Origin of the sequence: Thauera sp. WH-2, assembly GCF_048321015.1 — a bacterium.
Classification (GTDB): Bacteria; Pseudomonadota; Gammaproteobacteria; order Burkholderiales; family Rhodocyclaceae; genus Thauera.
Genome location: NZ_JBLWFG010000002.1, coordinates 469,508 through 487,224, shown reverse-complemented (window position 1 = coordinate 487,224; position 17,717 = coordinate 469,508). Strand labels below are relative to the sequence as shown.

General features: G+C 67.3%; 13 protein-coding genes and 1 tRNA gene. 8 read left to right on the top strand and 6 right to left on the bottom strand.

The features are described 5' to 3' along the window. Positions 1 to 370: 370 nt before the first annotated feature. Complete coding sequence (locus ACNKW1_RS06520) at positions 371 to 793, top strand: GNAT family N-acetyltransferase (RefSeq protein WP_418363767.1); 423 nt, start codon at positions 371 to 373, stop codon at positions 791 to 793. A 237-nt stretch (positions 794 to 1,030) separates the two neighbouring features. After that, positions 1,031 to 2,047, top strand: coding sequence for a class I SAM-dependent rRNA methyltransferase (locus tag ACNKW1_RS06515; protein ID WP_418363766.1), 1,017 nt, complete (start codon positions 1,031 to 1,033; stop codon positions 2,045 to 2,047). Positions 2,048 to 2,112: 65 nt separating this feature from the next. Here ACNKW1_RS06515 and fdhE read toward each other — a convergent pair whose 3' ends face one another. From fdhE to ACNKW1_RS06500, 3 genes are all read right to left on the bottom strand, one after another. Next, positions 2,113 to 3,021: a formate dehydrogenase accessory protein FdhE gene (fdhE, locus tag ACNKW1_RS06510; RefSeq protein ID WP_418363765.1), complete on the bottom strand. Its 909-nt coding sequence runs from the start codon at positions 3,019 to 3,021 to the stop codon at positions 2,113 to 2,115. 152 nt (positions 3,022 to 3,173) lie between these two features. Beyond that, positions 3,174 to 3,821 (bottom strand): pyridoxamine 5'-phosphate oxidase, encoded by a 648-nt coding sequence (gene pdxH / locus ACNKW1_RS06505; protein WP_418363764.1) that lies wholly within the window; start codon positions 3,819 to 3,821, stop codon positions 3,174 to 3,176. A gap of 177 nt (positions 3,822 to 3,998) precedes the next feature. Next, the gene (locus ACNKW1_RS06500; protein WP_418363763.1) at positions 3,999 to 4,643 is read right to left on the bottom strand and encodes a class I SAM-dependent methyltransferase; all 645 of its coding nucleotides are present in this window, start codon (positions 4,641 to 4,643) and stop codon (positions 3,999 to 4,001) included. 369 nt (positions 4,644 to 5,012) lie between these two features. Between ACNKW1_RS06500 and prxU the strand changes: the two genes are divergently transcribed. From prxU to ACNKW1_RS06480, 4 genes are all read left to right on the top strand, one after another. Beyond that, a complete protein-coding gene (gene prxU, locus ACNKW1_RS06495) occupies positions 5,013 to 5,729 on the top strand; it encodes a thioredoxin-dependent peroxiredoxin (protein WP_418363791.1) in 717 nt (238 codons plus the stop codon). 163 nt (positions 5,730 to 5,892) lie between these two features. Further along, positions 5,893 to 7,305, top strand: coding sequence for an L-seryl-tRNA(Sec) selenium transferase (gene selA, locus ACNKW1_RS06490; protein ID WP_418363762.1), 1,413 nt, complete (start codon positions 5,893 to 5,895; stop codon positions 7,303 to 7,305). Next, positions 7,299 to 9,257 (top strand): selenocysteine-specific translation elongation factor, encoded by a 1,959-nt coding sequence (gene selB / locus ACNKW1_RS06485; protein WP_418363761.1) that lies wholly within the window; start codon positions 7,299 to 7,301, stop codon positions 9,255 to 9,257. The genes selA and selB overlap by 7 nt, the downstream gene beginning before the upstream one ends. 54 nt (positions 9,258 to 9,311) lie before the next feature. Further along, positions 9,312 to 9,408, top strand: a tRNA-Sec gene (locus ACNKW1_RS06480). Between the two features lie 17 nt (positions 9,409 to 9,425). Here the strand turns inward: ACNKW1_RS06480 and ACNKW1_RS06475 are convergent. After that, positions 9,426 to 10,157 carry a pentapeptide repeat-containing protein gene (locus ACNKW1_RS06475; RefSeq protein WP_418363760.1) on the bottom strand — a complete coding sequence of 244 codons (732 nt, stop codon included), beginning with the start codon at positions 10,155 to 10,157 and terminating at the stop codon, positions 9,426 to 9,428. Positions 10,158 to 10,339: 182 nt separating this feature from the next. Next, positions 10,340 to 11,974: a methyl-accepting chemotaxis protein gene (locus tag ACNKW1_RS06470; RefSeq protein WP_418363759.1), complete on the bottom strand. Its 1,635-nt coding sequence runs from the start codon at positions 11,972 to 11,974 to the stop codon at positions 10,340 to 10,342. Between the two features lie 428 nt (positions 11,975 to 12,402). Here ACNKW1_RS06470 and ACNKW1_RS06465 point away from each other — a divergent pair, with 428 nt between their 5' ends. Continuing rightward, positions 12,403 to 14,673, top strand: a complete 2,271-nt coding sequence (locus tag ACNKW1_RS06465) for a GAF domain-containing protein (RefSeq protein ID WP_418363758.1) — start codon at positions 12,403 to 12,405, stop codon at positions 14,671 to 14,673. Beyond that, complete coding sequence (locus ACNKW1_RS06460; protein ID WP_418363757.1) at positions 14,670 to 16,454, top strand: putative bifunctional diguanylate cyclase/phosphodiesterase; 1,785 nt, start codon at positions 14,670 to 14,672, stop codon at positions 16,452 to 16,454. Before ACNKW1_RS06465 ends, ACNKW1_RS06460 begins: the two co-directional genes overlap by 4 nt. Positions 16,455 to 16,479: 25 nt before the next feature. Here the strand turns inward: ACNKW1_RS06460 and ACNKW1_RS06455 are convergent, their stop codons facing one another. Then, positions 16,480 to 17,658 (bottom strand): multidrug effflux MFS transporter, encoded by a 1,179-nt coding sequence (locus ACNKW1_RS06455; RefSeq protein WP_418363756.1) that lies wholly within the window; start codon positions 17,656 to 17,658, stop codon positions 16,480 to 16,482. Positions 17,659 to 17,717: the final 59 nt, after the last annotated feature.

Here is a 17,717-nt window from a genome sequence, read left to right as displayed (position 1 = left end):
GGGTGTTTTCGGAGCGTCTACATGACTTTGCGGATGGGTAGAGGCCCGGTACAACGGTGGAGTGCCTATGGCCGCACCTCACTCGAAACGGCATGCGAACGTCAAGAAGCTGCGCGCTATTCCGCCGACTGAGCACGCAATTTGAGCGGCAGGTTTCCTTGCGTGCCAGTGACCGCAGCGGGTCGGTAGTTCCAGTTGGCAGGATGGTTAAGCTGTTGTTCGCCGTCGCGTGACGCTCGAACTGCAGGGTGACCAACACATCGCTGCTGAGTGCCCCTTCGAGCTATCGGCAGTTGAGGTCGAAAAGTCATCCGGCATTCCGATGTTATGCGGCAGAACTGTTACCCCAGAATAAAGTAAGGCGTCTCACATGAGGCACAGCGAAATGTCATTGACCATATCTTTGAACGACTCTCTCGATGACATTGAGGTTGTCGAGCTCTACAAAGCAAACGCTTGGTCCTCTGCTGAGAAGCCACGCCAGCTTCTTGCGGCACTTCGGAACTCCCATGCGCTGGTTACCGCTCGAGTGGGAGGCCGCTTAGTCGGTCTAGGAAATGCTATCTCGGACGGCCACCTGGTTGTGTACTTCCCCCACATGCTTGTGCACCCCGAGTTTCAACGCCAAGGCGTCGGACGAGCGATGATGGGCACTCTCATGGAGAAGTACGAGGGGTTCCATCAGAGGATGCTTACTGCGGATGGAGAGGCCGTGGAGTTCTACAAGTCGATGGGGTTCGAGCGAGCGGGCAGAACAGAGCCAATGTGGGTGTACGCGGGCAATGAACACTGAGCTTCGCGAACCGAAGATGACGCCTAGCCCTTCCTTCGAGCGAACGCCTTACGGCGCTGCTCGGAATGCTGACGCCGAGAGTGCAGAGGACAGTTGTGTGGGACCGGTGATTGTTCATGTGCACCGCTGCGCAGAAGGCGCTGCACGGGCAGGGCGGCCGGATTGCGGCGCACCTTTCCGAGGATGCGCATCCGGCGCGCAGTCGGGCATACTGGCGCGCCCTGCGCTGGAACCGCCATGTCCTCCTCCCTCACCGACCTGCTCTCGGCCGCGCTTGCCGCCCGAGCGCCCCTGATTGAACAGCTGGCTGCCGAACAGACCGATGCCTATCGTCTTTTTCACGGCACCGTCGAAGGTGCGCCCGGGATCACGGTCGACCGCTATGGCTCGGTGCTGCTGGTGCAGACCTTCCATCGGCCGCTGACGGCCGAGCAACTGGCCGAGCTGGAGGCCTTCTACGGTGGTGCCCTGCCGGGCCTGCCCTTGGTCTGGAATGACCGCAGCGGAAAGAACTCCCGCATCGCCAACGCCCTTTCGCCGGAGCAGCAGGCTCTGGCCGAGCAACTTTCGGAGTTCTCCGAGCTCGGCGTGCGCTACCGCTTCCAGGCCCGGCATGCGGGGCAGGATCCGTGGCTGTTCCTCGATCTGCGTGCGGCGCGCCGGCGGGTGATGCAGGAGGCGGAGGGCAAGTCCCTGCTCAATGTGTTCGCCTACACCTGTGGTGTCGGTGTCGCTGCGGCCAAGGCGGGCGCGCGTCATGTGGTGAATGTGGATTTTGCCGAGTCGAGCCTCGCGGTCGGCAAGGACAATGCCCGCCTCAACGAGCTGCCGATCCGTGTGCGCTTCATCAAGTCGGATGCCTTCGCCGCCCTGCGACAGTACGCGGGCATCGGTCAGCCGAAGGTGGTGCGCGGCAAGCACCTGCCGCCCTTTCCCGAGCTGGCGCCGCACCGCTTCGATCTCGTCTTCCTCGATCCGCCGCGCTACGCCAAGAGCCCCTTCGGCGTGGTCGACCTGGTGCATGACTACGCCGCGCTGTTCAAGCCGGCGCTGCTTGCCACCGAGGAGGGCGGTACGCTGATCTGCTGCAACAACGTCGCGCGTGTGCGGCGCGAGGATTGGCTGGACCAGCTCGACCGCAGCGCCCGCAAGGCGGGGCGCCCCCTGCGCGAGGCGGAATGGATCGCCCCGGAAGCGGATTTTCCCAGTCGCGACGACAATCCGCCGCTGAAGGTGTTGCTGCTGCGCGTTTAAGCGTCAGGCGCCCGTGCAACCGGGCGCCCGTGCAACCGGGCGCCTGCGCAGCCCCGCTTGCCGTCTTACTCTCCGGCGCCGATGAGCAGGTAGTTCGGGCCGCTGCGCACGAAACCGGCGTCGTCCACCAGCATGTCCAGCGCCACCGAGGCCAGGTCGTCGGCGATCGGGTCGACCCGCACGTTCGGGCCCTGGACGATGAGCTTCATGTAGCTCTCGCAGGCGCCGCAGGATTCGGCACGCGCGATGCCGTCGTCGCCATCGATCTCGTGCAGCGTGACCTTCTCGCGGTCGCCGCAGGTGACGCAGGTGGCGTGCGGAACCTCCCATTCGGTGTTGCACAGGGTGCAGTGCACATAGCGCAGGCCGGCGGTGGGGCCTTCGCTGCGGATCACACTCACGACGGGGTGGCTGCCGCACACCGGGCAGGTGCTGTGCGCCTCCATGCGCGGCAAGGCCGTGGCGTCGAGCTTGCTGGCGACCGCGGTGAACACCACCTGCATCGCGGCAGCGATGTAGGGCAGGCGGTCCATGTCGGCGCGCTCGGGTTCGCCATTGAGCAGTTTCTCGGCCAGCTTGTCGAGCTCTTCCGCGCTGGTGAGCAGGAGCGCGTCGAGGGTTTCCCGGGCGCCGACGGGCGCGTTCTCGAGCAGATCGCCGACGATGCTGCGCAGGATGTCGTGCCAGACGATCGGGCGCTGGAACGAGGCGACGCTGACCGGTGGCATGCGGTGCTTGCGCGCCAGCTCGAGGGTTTCCGTTGCGGGGGGTGCAAGGTCGGGCTCCGCGGCCTTCAGTGCCTTGTCCTGGGCGCGCGAAAGCCGGCCGAGGAAGGCGAGCCATTCGCCCAGGCCGTGGTGCAGCGCCAGTGCGTCGAAACGTTCTGCGCGCGTGAGGAAGATGCTCTCGGGATCGGGGAGGATGATCGCAGGGGCTTCGCCCGCGGTGTGTTGCGCGGTGGTCGGGGTGTTCATGGTTGCTCGCGGATGAAAAACGGCCTCAATGATCGGTGCAGTGTTCTACCGAAGGCAAGGGAAAAGGCAACGCCGCGCGTCCGCGCGTCCCAGAGTGGTGGTGGAGGCTTGGCCTGCCCGTGGCGGTGGCAGGTTCAGGGCTTCGCCTGCAGTCAGGGCGCCAGCCGCTCTCGGGCCCAACTGCCATCGGTCTGCAGACGGTAGGCGATGCGGTCGTGCAGGCGTGACGTACGGCCCTGCCAGAACTCCCAGTAGTCCGGCACCAGGCGGTAGCCGCCCCAGTGCGGCGGCCGGGGCGGGTTGAGGCCAAATTTGAGGCCGTATTCCGCGGCGCGCGACACGATCAGCGTGCGCCCGGCGATGGCCTCGCTCTGCGGCGAGGCCCAGGCGCCGATGCGGTGTGCGAGCGGGCGGCTGGCGAAATACTCGTCGGACTCGGTCGCGGATACCTTTTCCACCCGGCCTTCGATGCGCACTACGCGCTCCATCTCCACCCAGTGAAACTGCAGTGCGGCAAAGGGGCGGGCTTCGAGTTCGCGGCCCTTGCGGCTGTGGTAGTTCGAATACCAGACGATGCCGCGCGCGTCGTAGCCCTTGATCAGTACCGGGCGCGTCGAGGGGCGGCCATCCTTGCCGACCGTGGCCACCGTCATCGCATTGGGCTCGGGCAGCCCGCGCTCCAACGCTTGCGCGAGCCAACTCGCGAACTGCTGCAGCGGTTCGCTGGCCGAGTCGTGCTCTTCCAGCGTGCCTTGCTCATAGCTCTTGCGCAGGTCCGATAGCGGGGTGTGCTTGCTCATGATGTCTTCCAGTCGCGTTCGTATTGCGGCCCGAGGCCTCATCCTTGATTGGCGAGCAAGCCTAGCACGCTCGGCCCGGCTCGCCGTCACGCCTTCGACATCACGACGATCACCGCCACCAGCACGCCTCCGCACAGCGCGACCAGAAGTGGCTGTCCATCGGGGGCGTCCTCGCGCTCAGGCTGCTGCGTCGTCCCGGGTGGCGGCGACCACGAGGAAGGCGCCCGTCCCGCGCCCGGGCCGCAGGGCCTCGATGTGCGTGATCCCGGCAAGCGGCTGGCTTAGCGTCTGCCCCCAGCCTTCGATGTGAAAACCCGCTGCGCGCAGCAGGTCCTCGACCTCGGCGGCCGAGTAGAAGCTGGCGTCGCGGTAGAACACACTCTCGTGCTGGTGCGCGAGATAGTCCTGGCCGATGGGGCTGTTGCGATCGATGAAGCCGATCACGATGCGACCGCCGCAGGTGAGCACCCGATGCGCTTCGGCGAGCATCTTCGCCGGCGAGTCGACGAAGCACAGCGTGGTCACGATCAGCACGTGATCGAAGCTCGCCGCGCAGAAAGGCAGGGCCTCGGCGCAAGCGGCCACCACCTCGATGCCCCGCGCCCGCGCACGCGCGAGCATCGCCATCGACGGGTCGATACCGGTCGCCACCCCGAGCGGCGCGGCGAAGCGCGCGCTGCCCACGCCGATCTCCAGCCCGCGGCCCTCGATCGGCACGAAGGCGCGCAGCGCGAGCAGCTCGGACTCGTAGGCCGCGAGGTGGCGCTCGAACCAGTCCTCGTAGCGTTCGCCATGAGTGTCGAAGGGTTCGGTCCGGGGCATGGTCCGTGTTCCGTGGGGCGTTCTGCGGACGCGTTCAGGCGTCGCGGGGAATGCGGCGCAAGTCCCGCGCCCGCATGCCGCGCTGGCGGGACGTGACCGTGGAATGGGGGTTTTCATGCTGCGGCACTGTGCGCATCCGTATTTCTGGCAGGCATTATCGGCTGCATGGCAGAGAGTGGCGCAAAATGGCAGCTTTCGGTCGATTTTTCTGCCATTTTCCGGCCTGATTGCGATTGACCCAGGGCCGGTCCGGGCATAGCCTTATCAGTGGTAGCTTATTGACTACCGTCTCAACCGCATGTCGCGGCCGGACCTTTCACGATGCAGCACGAAGGTTCGATCGAGCCTCGGCATGGCATGGAGGTGCATATGGAAGAGCAAAGCGCTTCGTGCGCACGAGTATCGGGTTCGGTACCCGATGCGCCTGTCGAAACAGGGCCGGCTCCAGCGGAGTCTGCCAGTCAGAAGGAGGTGCCTTCAATGGTCGCTCGCGTCGGGCAGAAAGCCCCTGATTTCGCGGCGCCCGCTTACTACCGGGGTGGCTTCACCAGCGTGAAGCTCTCGGACTATGCCGGTAAGTGGGTGATGCTGTGTTTCTACCCTGGTGACTTCACGTTCGTCTGAGCAACAGAAGTGTCTGCGGTCGCAGCGCAATATGATGCTCTTCAGGCATTGGGTGTAGAAGTATTCTCGGTCAGCGTGGACAGCCATTTCGTCCACAAGATCTGGAACGACGAGGAGCTGTCGAAGATGGTCGACGGCGGCGTGCGTTTCCACATGCTGTCCGATCAGGCAGGCAACATCGGGCGCGCTTACGGCGTCTATGACGACGCGCAGGGCATCGAGCTGCGTGGCCGCTTCATCATCGACCCAGATGGTGTGGTCCAGGCCATGGAAGTGATGACCCCGCCCGTGGGCCGCAAGCTCGCGGAAACCGTGCGTCAGGTGCAGGCCTTCCAGCACGTGCGGGCAACCGGCGGCGCGGAAGCAACGCCGGCCGGCTGGGAGCCGGGCAAGCCGACGCTGAAGCCGGGTCCCGACCTGGTCGGCAAGGTGTGGAAGGTGTGGAATCCGTCGATGGAGTGATCCATCCCGGCCTCGCCGTTCGGAGCACCCGAGGACCCCGCCCCAGAGGCGGGGTTTCCGCTTCTGCACCCGGGCGGATGCTGCACAAGCTTGTCTTTCATCGACCGACGGTTTTTATGCCGGTCTTTCGTTGCTAGCACCTCGCTGATCGTTCATTCGAATCATGACTACAGCCTCCCTCGCTTCCCTTCCGTCCGTCGATCGCCTGCTGGCCGAGCCCGCCCTCGTCGAGCAGGCCCAGGCCCATGGCCGCCACGTCGTCACCGATGCCATCCGCACCGAGCTCGCCAGCGTGCGCGAGGCCATCCGCGCCGGCGCCGCGCTTCCGGATGCCAGGGCGCTGCGCGATGGCGTCCTGCGTCGCATCGAGGCCGCCAGCCTGCCCAGGCTGCGGCGGGTGTTCAACCTCACCGGCACCGTGTTGCACACCAACCTGGGCCGCGCCACCCTGCCCGAAGAGGCGATCGCCGCCATCGTCGACGCCGCGCGCCACCCCTGCGCGCTCGAGTACGACCTGGCCTCCGGCGGACGCGGCGACCGGGACGGTCTGGTCGAGGAACTCCTCATCGAGCTCACCGGCGCCGAGGCTGCGACCGTGGTCAACAACAATGCCGCGGCGGTGTTCCTGCTCCTCAATACGCTCGCGCAGCGCAAGGAGGCGATCGTGTCGCGCGGCGAGCTGGTGGAAATCGGCGGCGCCTTCCGTGTCCCCGACATCATGAAGCGCGCCGGCGCGAAACTGGTCGAGGTGGGCTGCACCAACCGCTGCCATGCACGCGACTTCGAGGAAGCCATCGGCCCGCGTACCGCGATGCTGATGAAGGTGCACACCAGCAACTATTCGATCGAGGGCTTCACCAAGGAGGTGCCGCGCACCGAGCTCGCCGCGATCGCGCACGGCCACGGCCTGCCCTTCGTCGAGGATCTCGGCTCGGGCACGCTCACCGGGCTCGAGGCCTGGGGCCTGCCGCACGAGCCCACGCCGCGCGAGGCGATCGCGGCCGGGGCGGACCTGGTCACCTTCTCCGGGGACAAGCTGCTCGGTGGCCCGCAGGCCGGCATCCTGGTCGGCCGGCGCGAGCTGATCGCGAAGATCAAGAAGAACCCGCTCAAGCGCGTGCTGCGTGTGGGCAAGATCACCCTCGCCGGGCTGGAGGCGGTGCTGCGCCTGTATCGCGACCCCGACCGCCTGGCGGAGCGGCTCGAGAGCCTGCGTCTGCTCACCCGCGCGCAAGGCGAGATCCTCGCCCAGGCCGAGCGCCTGCAGCCCGCGTTTGCGGGCGCGCTCGCCGCCTGGCCGCTCACCGTCACGGTCGAGCCGATGCGCTCGCAGATCGGCTCGGGCAGTCTGCCCGTGGACCGGCTGCCGTCGGCCGGCCTGGTATGCCGGCCGCAACGCAAGGGCGGCACGCTGAACCGGCTCGAGAAGGCGCTGCGCAGCCTGCCGGTGCCGGTCGTCGGACGCATCGCCGACAACGCGCTGTGGCTGGACCTGCGCTGCCTGCGTGCGGAGGATGAGGCGGCCTTCGCCGATCAACTCGCGCGCCTTGGCGGCGGAGGTACGCGCGCATGCTGATCGGTACCGCAGGCCACATCGACCACGGCAAGACCACGCTGCTGCGCGCGCTTACGGGCATCGACACCACCCACCTGCCCGAGGAGAAGGCGCGCGGCATCACCATCGAGCTCGGCTACGCGTTCGCGCCGCTGGACGAGGCGGCGGGGGTGGATGCGGCGCGCACGCTCGCCTTCATCGACGTGCCCGGCCATGAACGCTTCATCCCCACCATGCTGATGGGCGCGAGCGGCATCGACTTCGCGCTGCTCGTGGTGGCGGCCGACGACGGGGTGATGCCGCAGACGCGTGAACATCTGGCGATCCTGCACCTGCTCGGCATCGCGCGCGGCGCGGTGGCGCTGACCAAGTGCGATCGTGTGCCGCCTGCGCGCGTCGCCGAGGTCGATGCCGACATCGCGGCGCTGCTCGCCCCGACTTCGCTCGCGGGCAGCCCCGTGTTCGCGGTGTCGGCGCTGAGCGGCGAGGGCATCGAACCCTTGCGCGAGCACCTCCGCGCGGTGGCGCGCGAGGAGTCGATGCAGCCGGCCGATGCCGGATTCCGTCTCGTGGTGGACCGCCGCTTCGCGCTCGCTGGCGCAGGCACGATCGTCACCGGTACCGTGCATGCAGGCACGGTGCGCAGCGGCGACACGGTGCTGCTGGCGCGTGCGGATGGGCTGCGTCGCGCGCTGCGCGTGCGTGGGCTGCGCGTCAATGGCCGCATCTCGGAGTCTGGCTCGCAGGGCAGCCGCTGCGCGGTCAATCTGGCCGGCATCGACTACGGCGAGGTCGAGCGCGGCGACTGGCTGCTCACGCCGCAGGCTGCCCGCGCCACCGATCGCATCGACCTGCGCCTGCAGCTGCTCCCCGATGCGCCGCGCAAGCTCGGCCAGTGGTCCAGCGTGACACTGCACCATGCCGGCGGACACGCCATGGCGCGGCTGGCGCTGCTGGATGAGGCGCTCGAGGCCGGCGGGCTCGCGCCGGGGGCGAGCGGCCTGGTGCAGGCGGTGTGCGACCGGCCGCTGTTCGCCTGCTGCGGCGACCGCATCGTGATCCGGGACGCAGCGGGCAGTAATACCCTGGGCGGGGGCAGGGTGCTCGACCCCTTTCCGCCGGCGCGCCACCGTCGCCGCCCCGAGCGTCTCGCCATGCTGGCGGTGCTCGAGACCCCCGAGCCCGCAGCCCGGCTCGTGGCGCTGCTCGAGTGCGCACCCCTCGGTCTCGACCCCGAGGAACTCGCGATCGCACACAACCTGCCGGGTGCGCGCATCCGCGAACTGCTGCCCGATGCCCGCCATGTGGCGACGAAGGCCGGCGGACGCATCTTCTCGCACGCGGCATGGGGGGCGCTCGGCGAGAGCGTGCTTGCGCGCCTGGCCGCGCACCACGAACACTTCGCCGACGAGCCCGGGGTGGAGCGCGAGCGCCTGCGGCGGATGTGCGCGCCGCAGCTGCCGTCCGCGGTGTTCCTCTCCCGCCTGGAGGCGCTGCTCGACGACGGGCGGCTCGTGCGCATGGGCTCGTACTGGCACATGCCCACGCACACCGTCGAGCTCGGCACCGCGGACCGCGAGCGCGCCGATGCGATGCTGGCGCACCTGCTGGCGGGCGAATACGACCCGCCCTGGGTGCGTGATCTCGCCGCCCTGTGCGCGCTCGAGGAGGGCGCCACGCGCAGCCTGTTGCGCCGCGTGGCGATGCGGGGCGAGATCTTCCAGGTGGTGCGCGACCTGTTCTATCCGTGCGTGACGGTGGCGCGGCTGAGTGCGATCGCGACCGAGCTCGCTGCGGCCAACGAGGGGCGCATCCGCGCGGCGGACTTCCGCGACCGCATCGGGGGCGGGCGCAAGCGCGCGATCCAGATCCTGGAGTTCTTCGACCGCGTCGGCTTTACCCGCCGCGTCGGCGCGGGACACCGCCTTGCGCACGTGCTGCGCGGCGAGCCGCCCGCATGGGGGGAAAACTGATGCGCAGGCGGCCGAAGCGCGGCCTGCGAGGTTAGAATCCGCTCACGACACGACGGAAGAGAGGCGTTCCCCGGTGGGGCGACTGGTCTTCAAAACCAGGTGGGGCCGTCAGCCGGTCCCAGGTGGGTTCGACTCCCATTCTCTTCCGCCATCCGCTCCGGCGTGCGCTCAGCGCGCGCTGTCGAGTTGTTCCTTGAGCTTGGCGGGCATGTTCTGCGCGCCGGCGAAATCGCTGCCTTCCAGATCGGCGTGGCTGAAGTCTGCGTCGGACAGATCTGCATTGCGGAACACCGCTTCCGGGATCACCGCACCCGAGAAACGTGTGCCGCGCACCTTGGCCGAGGTGAAATCCACCGCCTCCAGGTTGGCGCCCGTCAGGTCGGCTTCGGACAGGTCCGCGCCCTGCAGCTTCGAGCCGTCGAGGATGAAGCGTAGCCCATAGATCTTGCGCAGGCTGGCCCCGGTGAGGTCCGCGCCCGGCATGTGCACGTCCTTCATGAACGCACCCGTAAGATCCGCGCGCGGCGCCCGCGTACCCACCAGCATGGCGCCGAACAGGTTGGCGCCTTGCAGGTTGGCGTCGCTGAGGTCGGCGTCGTTGAATTTGGCGTGGAACAGGTTTGCGCCGGCAAAGCTCGAGCCCTCCAGGCGCGCGCCAGTGAAGTTGGTCCACTTCGCCATCGCCTTGTCGAAGCGCGAACCCTTGAGCTGTGCGCCGTTGAAGCGCGTGTTCTCCAGCACCGTACCGGAGAAATCGTGGCCGGTCAGGTCACGACCGGAAAAGTCGCAGTTGCTCAGGTCCTGGCGGGGTGCTGGCGTGGCGCAGTCGCCCTTGGGCGGAGTCGCGGCCAGCGCGGTGAGGGACGCGAGCATGAGCAGGGCGGCGGAGAGGGTTTTCATCGAGGCGCTCCAGCGATAGCGATACAGGCAGGCCCATAGGGCCGATAGCCCGGCATTCTAGCGCGCCGTCCCCACCTGGCGCGCCCCCATGTGCGCTTGTCTGTAGTGGAAGCTTGCAGGCCCGCCTGTGGCCGACCGCAGCGCCGGCGGCGGCTGCGGCGGGCACGGGCGCTGCAGGGGGCTCAGATGGCGAATTGACCCACCGCCTTGCGCATCCGCGCGACGGAATTGTCCAGCCGCTCCACGGCTGCGCTGGTCTGACTCACCACACTCGCATTCTGGTCGGTCATGTCCGCGACCTGTTCCACGCTTTGCGCCATCAGCTGCATGGCATTGCGCTGCTCGCTTGAGGAGTGCGTGATCTCGTTGACCATCTCCAGCGTTCGCGACATCTGCGCGTCGATCTCGCGCAGCGCCTCCTCTGCCTGGCCAACCAGCTTGACGCTGTCTTCAACGTGCACGGCGCCGGCGCGCATGCCCTCGACGGCCTGGTGGGTGTCGGCGCTGATCGAGGACACCATTTGACTGATGTCGAGCGTGGCCTTGGTCGTGCGTTCGGCGAGCTTGCGCACTTCGTCGGCCACCACGGCAAACCCGCGACCGGCTTCGCCCGCGCGAGCCGCTTCGATGGCCGCGTTGAGTGCGAGCAGGTTCGTCTGATCGGCGATCTCGCGGATCACGTCCGTGATACGCGAGATCTCGATCGACTGCTCGCCGAGCAACTCCACCCGCGCGGCCGAGGCCTTGACGGTGTCGGCCAGGGTCCGGATGGAATGGACCGCCTCTTCGGAGAGCGTTGCACCGCGCTTGGACGACTTGCTCACCGACGCCGCCGCAGCGTGCGTCGAAGAGGCATGTTCGGCGACCTCGGCGATCGAAACCGTGATTTCCTCGATGCCGGCGGCCGCGGTCTGGGTTGCGTCCGCCTGCTTGCGTGCGGCCTTGTCGACGATGACGACGCCCGAACGAACCTCGCCCGACACGTCCGCGACGCCCCGAGCGGTATCTTCCATGCCCTGAATGGTCGCCTGCACCGAGGAGATGAAGCGATCGGTCTTGCGTGAGATGCGCCCCAGGGCGTCGTAACGTGCGAGGCTGAAGCGGTGCCGAAGGTCTCCGGTGCTGAGCACCTTCCGCAGGAAATCGTCCAGTGCGACGAGATCCCGGTTCAGTTTTGGCATGCTGCCGAACAGCATCCACAGCGCCCAGGGTAGTGCCAGGGCGCCCAGGCCCAGCATCAGGTCGCCTTCGAATGGGACGGCGACGAGCGGAGCGAGGACGAGCAGCGCGGCCATCAGCACCATCAGCAGGCTCCCCCCCAGGGTCTGCACCCGGACGTCGTTGAACCGCGCCCACACCGACAGGCGCGCCGGAATTACCCGTCCGTGCTCGATGCGGATGGAGCGATCGCCGCTGCGAAGGCGCTTGTACGCCGCCTCTGCTGCGGCGACCTGTTCGCGCGAGGGGCGGGTCCGCACCGACTGGTAGCCGACGATCTGGCCGTTTTCACGGACGGGGGATGCATTCGCCACCACCCAGTAGAAGCCACCATCGCTGCGGCGGTTCTTGACCAGCCCCTGCCATGGACGTCCCGCCTTCAGGTCCTCCCACATATCTGCGTAGGCCTCGGGAGGCATGTCGGGATGGCGGACGATGTTGTGTGGTTGCCCGACCATCTGCTCCTGGGTGAAGCCGCTGATGTCCGCGAAGGCCTTGTTGGCCTCCACGATGATGCCCTTCAGGTTGGTCTGGGAGTAGATGAACTCGTTTTCGGGCAGGAGGGTTTCGACGTTGGTGACTGGCTGGTTGTTGCGCATGGAACTCTCTTATTGATCTTGGGAACGTCCGGACCGCTTGCAGCCGCTCTTCCTGCCGGTGTTCGGCAGGGAAAAAGCTAGTGGAAAAATCTTTAACGAGTCTATCTTCGGCACAGCAAAAACAAACTTGAGAAAATAATATGTGACGAATTTTGCAGAATAATGCAAATATAGCTGAAAAGTTGTCCGCGATGATCCGCCTGCGCGCGGGTTTGGCTTCCTCCGCGGGGCTCGCCTTTCGATACTGCGAACCCAGACACTCTCGAGGTGCTTTCAGGTGCTTCCAGGTGCTTCCGAAGCAGGCTTTGTTGGTAGAGTGACGCGGATTCTTCGCACAGACGGGCAGGCTTCGGGCTGGGACGCGGCTTCGAGGACGGTGGATGACCTTCCGCTCGGCCGCCCCGAAATGCTCACCTTCAGGACCCCGGATGCCGTCTGCCCCTTTCCCCGAGAATGAAACCGCGCGCCTGGCTTCGCTGCAGTCGCTCGATATCCTCGATACCTCTCCCGAACCGGCCTTCGACAATCTCACCCGGCTCGCCGCCGGTCTGTTCGGCGTTCCGACCGTACTGGTGTCCTTGGTCGATCGCGATCGGCAATGGTTCAAATCGCGGCTGGGTTTGTGTGCGACCGAGACGCCGCGCGATGTCGCGTTCTGCAGCCACGTCGTGTTCCTCGACAGCCTTCTGGTCGTGGAGGACGCCCGGCGGGATCCCCGCTTTGCAGACAACCCGCTGGTCGCCGGCGATCCGGGCCTGAGGTTCTATGCCGGCGCGCCCATACATTCCGAGGAAGGACATGTGTTGGGGACGCTGTGCCTGATCGACTACCAGCCGCGCGACTTCGATGAAACCGCCCGGGGGCGGCTGCGCCAGCTCGCAGACCAGGTGGAGCACCTCGTTCGCCTGCATCAACGTACCAACGAGTTGCGCACGGAAGCGCGCAAGACGCTCGCCATCACCGCGCGCTACCAGACGATCAACGAAGGTGCGGCCGTCGGAATCGTGCGCATCGACGGCTTGGGGCAGATGCAGGAGGTCAACCCGCACGGTCGGGACATGCTCGGGTACGGCATGGCCGAGCTTGTCGGGCAGAACGTGAAGATGCTGATGCCGCCTGGGATCGCAAGCGAGCATGACGGCTATCTCGCGGCCTACATCGCGAGCGGAAAGACCCGGTTGCTGGGCAAGGCCCGCGAAGTCGAAGCCCTTCACCGCAATGGAGAAGCAATTCCGGTTCAGCTGGCCTTGAGCGAAGTGGCCTGCGCGGATCCCGATTGCCCGCCCGAGGCGCGGGAATTCATCGGCATTCTCACCGATCTGCGTGAGATCAACGCCGTGCGTGAGCGCCAGGCGCGCGAGCATGCGCTGCTCGAGGTGCTACACCGCGGTCTGACCGACTATCGCGCGCTGCTCTCGCAGAACACGCTCTGGAGCTTCCTGAAGGAGGCGCTGCGCGCGCTCACCGGCAGCCGCCATGCGCTGATTGGCGAAGTGGTCCCCAAGGAGGGTGTGCCCGCACTGAAGATCCACGCCATCACCGACCTGTCGTGGAACGACGAGACGCGCGCGCTGATGCAGCAACTGAGCAGCGGCGACATGATGCTGACCAATCCGCAGGGCATGCTCGGGCAGGTGTTCGCCGGGGGCAAGGTGGTGCTCAGCAACGACATGGCGACCGATCCGAGGGGTGGGCGCCTGCCCCCCGGGCACCCGCCGCTGCACAACTACCTCGGCGTGCCGATCATCGACCGCGGCGAGGTGATCGGCATGTACGCGATCGCGAATGCCGAAGAGCCCTACGACGACGCGCTGGCGACATGGCTGGAGCCTTTCACCTCGACCTGCGCGCTGCTCATCAACCTCTATCGCCAGCTCGATGAACAGCGTCGGTTCACCGAAGAGCTGCGTCTCGCGCGCGATCAGGCGGAGCGCGCCAGCCAGGCCAAGACCGAGTTCCTGTCTTCGATGAGCCACGAGCTGCGCACGCCGCTCAACGCCATCCTGGGCTTTGCCCAGCTTCTGCAGAACGGGCGCCAGCCGTTGACCGGGCGACAGGCCCGCCATGCCGGGCACATCGAGCGCAGCGGGCGCCACCTGCTCAGCCTGATCAATGAGGTGCTCGATCTCGCACGTATCGAATCGGGGCACATGCAGGTTTTGCTCGAGCCGGTGGCGCTGTGCGATGTGCTGGAAGAGACGGTGGAGAGCATCCGCCCGCTGGCAGCGCAACAGGGTGTCGCGCTGCACATGCCCGCCCCAGAGGCCTGCCCGCTGCAGGTGCAGGCCGATTACGTGCGGCTCAAGCAGGTGCTGATCAACCTGCTCAGCAACGCCATCAAGTACAACCGGCCGGAGGGGCAGGTGTGGGTGGAGTGCGTGCGCACCGGGCCGCTGGTGCGGATTGGCGTGCGCGACACCGGAATGGGGATCGAGGCGGACAAGCTCGGGGAGCTGTTCCAGCCGTTCAACCGGCTCGGTGCGGAGTCGGGCGAGGTGGAAGGAACGGGCGTTGGCCTTGCGCTGACCCGCAAGCTCGTGCACCTGATGGGGGGCGAGATCGGCGTGGAAAGCGTGGAGGGCGAGGGGAGCGCGTTCTGGTTCGAGCTGCCGGCCGCCGACCTCGGGGACGAACGCTCACCCGATACACCTGGAGTGCCCAGGGGGCGGCAGGGCACGCATGCGGACGCGGTGAAATGACGAATCTCAGCGAGGAATCCATGCCGTTCAAGGAACGCTACGCAGACGCCGACATCCTCGTCGTCGATGACAACCTGGCCAATGTAGAGCTCCTGATCGGGCTGCTCGAGGACCAAGGTTATGACCGGCTCGAGGGCATGACCGATCCGCGGCGGGTGGAAGCCCGCGTGCAGCGCCAGTGCCCGGACCTGATCCTGCTTGACGTGCGCATGCCCTGGCTGAGCGGACTGGAGATCATGGAGCGGCTGCGCGCGTTGCCGCGTGAACAGGCGCCGGCGGTGATCGTGCTCACCGCGCAGATCGACGAGGAAACACGCCACCGCGCGCTGGAACTCGGGGCGCAGGACTTTCTGATCAAGCCCTTCGACCATGTCGAGGTTCTGCAGCGCATACACAATACCCTGGACCGGCACTGGCTGATCAAGGAGCGTTCGCAGCGCGCCGTGCTGCTCGAGGGGCTGGTGAAGGAGCGCACGCGCGCACTTGAGGCGCTCTCGCGCGAGGACCCTGTGACGGGGCTGCCCAACCGCCGCGCCTTGCTCGAGCATGCCGAACGTCTGCTGGCGGAGGGTCGCAATCCCGGTGTGCTGTTCATCGCCATCGGTGGGCTGGATGACATCGCACGCCTGCATGGTTACGTCATCTCCGACCGGCTCGGCATGCAGCTCGCTCAGCGCCTGCGCCCCTTGCAGGCGGACGCAGACGCGATGCTGGGGGTCTGGAACAGCTCCGAGTGGGTGCTGCTGACGGATCACGCCGGCAGTGATGATGCGCATGGGGCGCTTGGCGAGACCGTGCTCGAGCATTTCGCCACGCCCTTCGAGGTGGAAGACATGAGCCTGCAGTTGCGCGCCAGCATAGGTCGCAGCGCAGGCGCCGCCGCGGGGTCCGCGGAGCACTGGATCCGCAGGGCGGCGCTGGCGCTGCCTGCGCGTGACGGCTTGTGTCAGGCCTACTCGGCCGAGCTCGAGGAGGCGCTCCGCCGTCGCACGCGCATGGCCCACGCCCTGCGCCACGCGATCGCGCGCGGAGAACTCCACCTCGCCTGTCAGCCCAAGGTCGACCTGAAGACGCGTACGGTGTGCGGGGCCGAGGCGCTGCTGCGCTGGAACAGCGCCGAGTTCGGCCCGGTGTCACCGGCGGAGTTCATTCCCCTCGCGGAGGCCAGCGGCGAGATCGTCGCGATCGGCGCATGGGTGATGCACGAGGCGATGGATCTGCTCGCGCGCTGGCGTCGGCAGGCGGTGGTGCCGCCGGACTTCAGCCTCGCGGTCAACGTCGCCAGCGTGCAGCTGATGCGCCCCGAGTTCGCCCACGAAATCATCGCGGCTGCGCAGGCGCGCGGTGTGCCGCCCGCGCTGCTCGAGATCGAGGTCACCGAGTCGGGCCTGATGCAGGACATGGCGCTGGCCATGACGCAGCTCGAGACGCTTGCGCGCACCGGGTTCGGCATTGCGATCGACGACTTCGGCACGGGTTACTCCTCGCTCGCTTACCTCAAGGCGCTGCCGGTGTCGGTACTCAAGATCGATCGTGCCTTCATCCGCGACCTGCACACCAACCCGCAGGACCAGCGCCTGACGGGCACGGTGATCGACATGGCGCGGCACTTCGGCTTCCTTACCGTGGCCGAGGGGGTCGAGAACGTGGAGCAACTCGAACGCCTCGCGCACATGGGGTGCGATGTCGTGCAGGGCTTCCTGTTTGCGCCGCCGCTTGCGGAGGAGGCGCTGCTGCGCGCCGTGGCGAGCGGGTTTGGGGCGTTCGGGACAGCGGGCTGACGATCTCCGCCGAAGGCGCCGCGCGTCAGCGCCTCGGTCCGAGCGCCCACACCAGCAGGCTGAACAGCATCGCGCCCGCCACCATCAGCGCCAGCGGCAAGGCACTGTCCTGCACGCCATGGCCGACCACCATGCCTGCGCCTGCGCCCAGGCCCATCTGCACAAAACCCATCAGCGAAGCGGCTGCCCCCGCCATCTTCGGGTAGCCGGCCAGGCCAAGGGCGGTGGCGTTGGGCAGGGTGAGTCCGATCGCCGCGGTGACGCCCCACATCGGCAGCATGACCGCCGCAGGGTGGACCACGCCGGCGAGTGCGAGCCCGGCGAGCAAGGTGCCACTCACCGCGCCGAGCAGCACGCCGTGGCGCATCAGCCGCGCAGGGCCGATGCGGCGCGACAGGCGTGCGGAGAGGATGGTGCCGAGCATGAAGCCGGTCACGTTCACGCCGAAGGCAAGGCCCATCTGCTCCGGGCTCATGCCGTACAGGCCGATGTAGACGAAGGGCGAGCCCGAGATGAAGGCGAACAGCGCCGCGAATGCGCCGCAGCCCACCAGCAGCGCGGTGCGGTAGTTTGGGTCCGCCAGCAGCGTACGGTAGTTGGCCAGCATGCGGGCAGGTTGCAGGGCCTGCGGGTCGGGGTGGGCGTTGGTTTCCTGCAGTGCGCGCCACAGCAGCACGATCAGCAGTGCCGCGTAGAGCGTGAGCACGACGAATGTCGCGCGCCAGCCGAAGCCCGAGGTGAGCCAGCCGCCGAGCATGGGCGCGAGCAGTGGCGCCAGCGCAGTGGCCGTGGAGACGTGTGAGAGCACCCTGGCCGACTCCTGCGGGCCATACACGTCACGCACCACCGCGCGTCCGAGTACCGGCCCCGTGCAGGCGCCCAGTGCCTGCAGCAGGCGGGCTGCCACGAGGGCCTCGAGTGAATGCGCGAACGCGCAGGCTGCGGACGCGACGAGGAAGACTGCCATACCCCACAGCAGCACCGGGCGCCGGCCGTAGCGGTCGGACAGTGGCCCGATGACGAGCTGGCCGGTGCCGAAGCCGAGCAGGTACACCGACAGCGTAAGCTGCACCCCGGCGCTGTCGGTGCCGAGCGCATCTGCGATCGCGGGCAGCGAGGGCAGATAAAAGTCGGTGGACAGCGGGCCGAGGGCGGTCAGCGCGACGATGAGCGCTGCGAGCAGGGAGGAGGGCGTCACCGCCATGGGTCGTATTTCACGTTCAGGGGGCTCGGTCAGGCATCGGGTCCGGCGACCCACAGGGT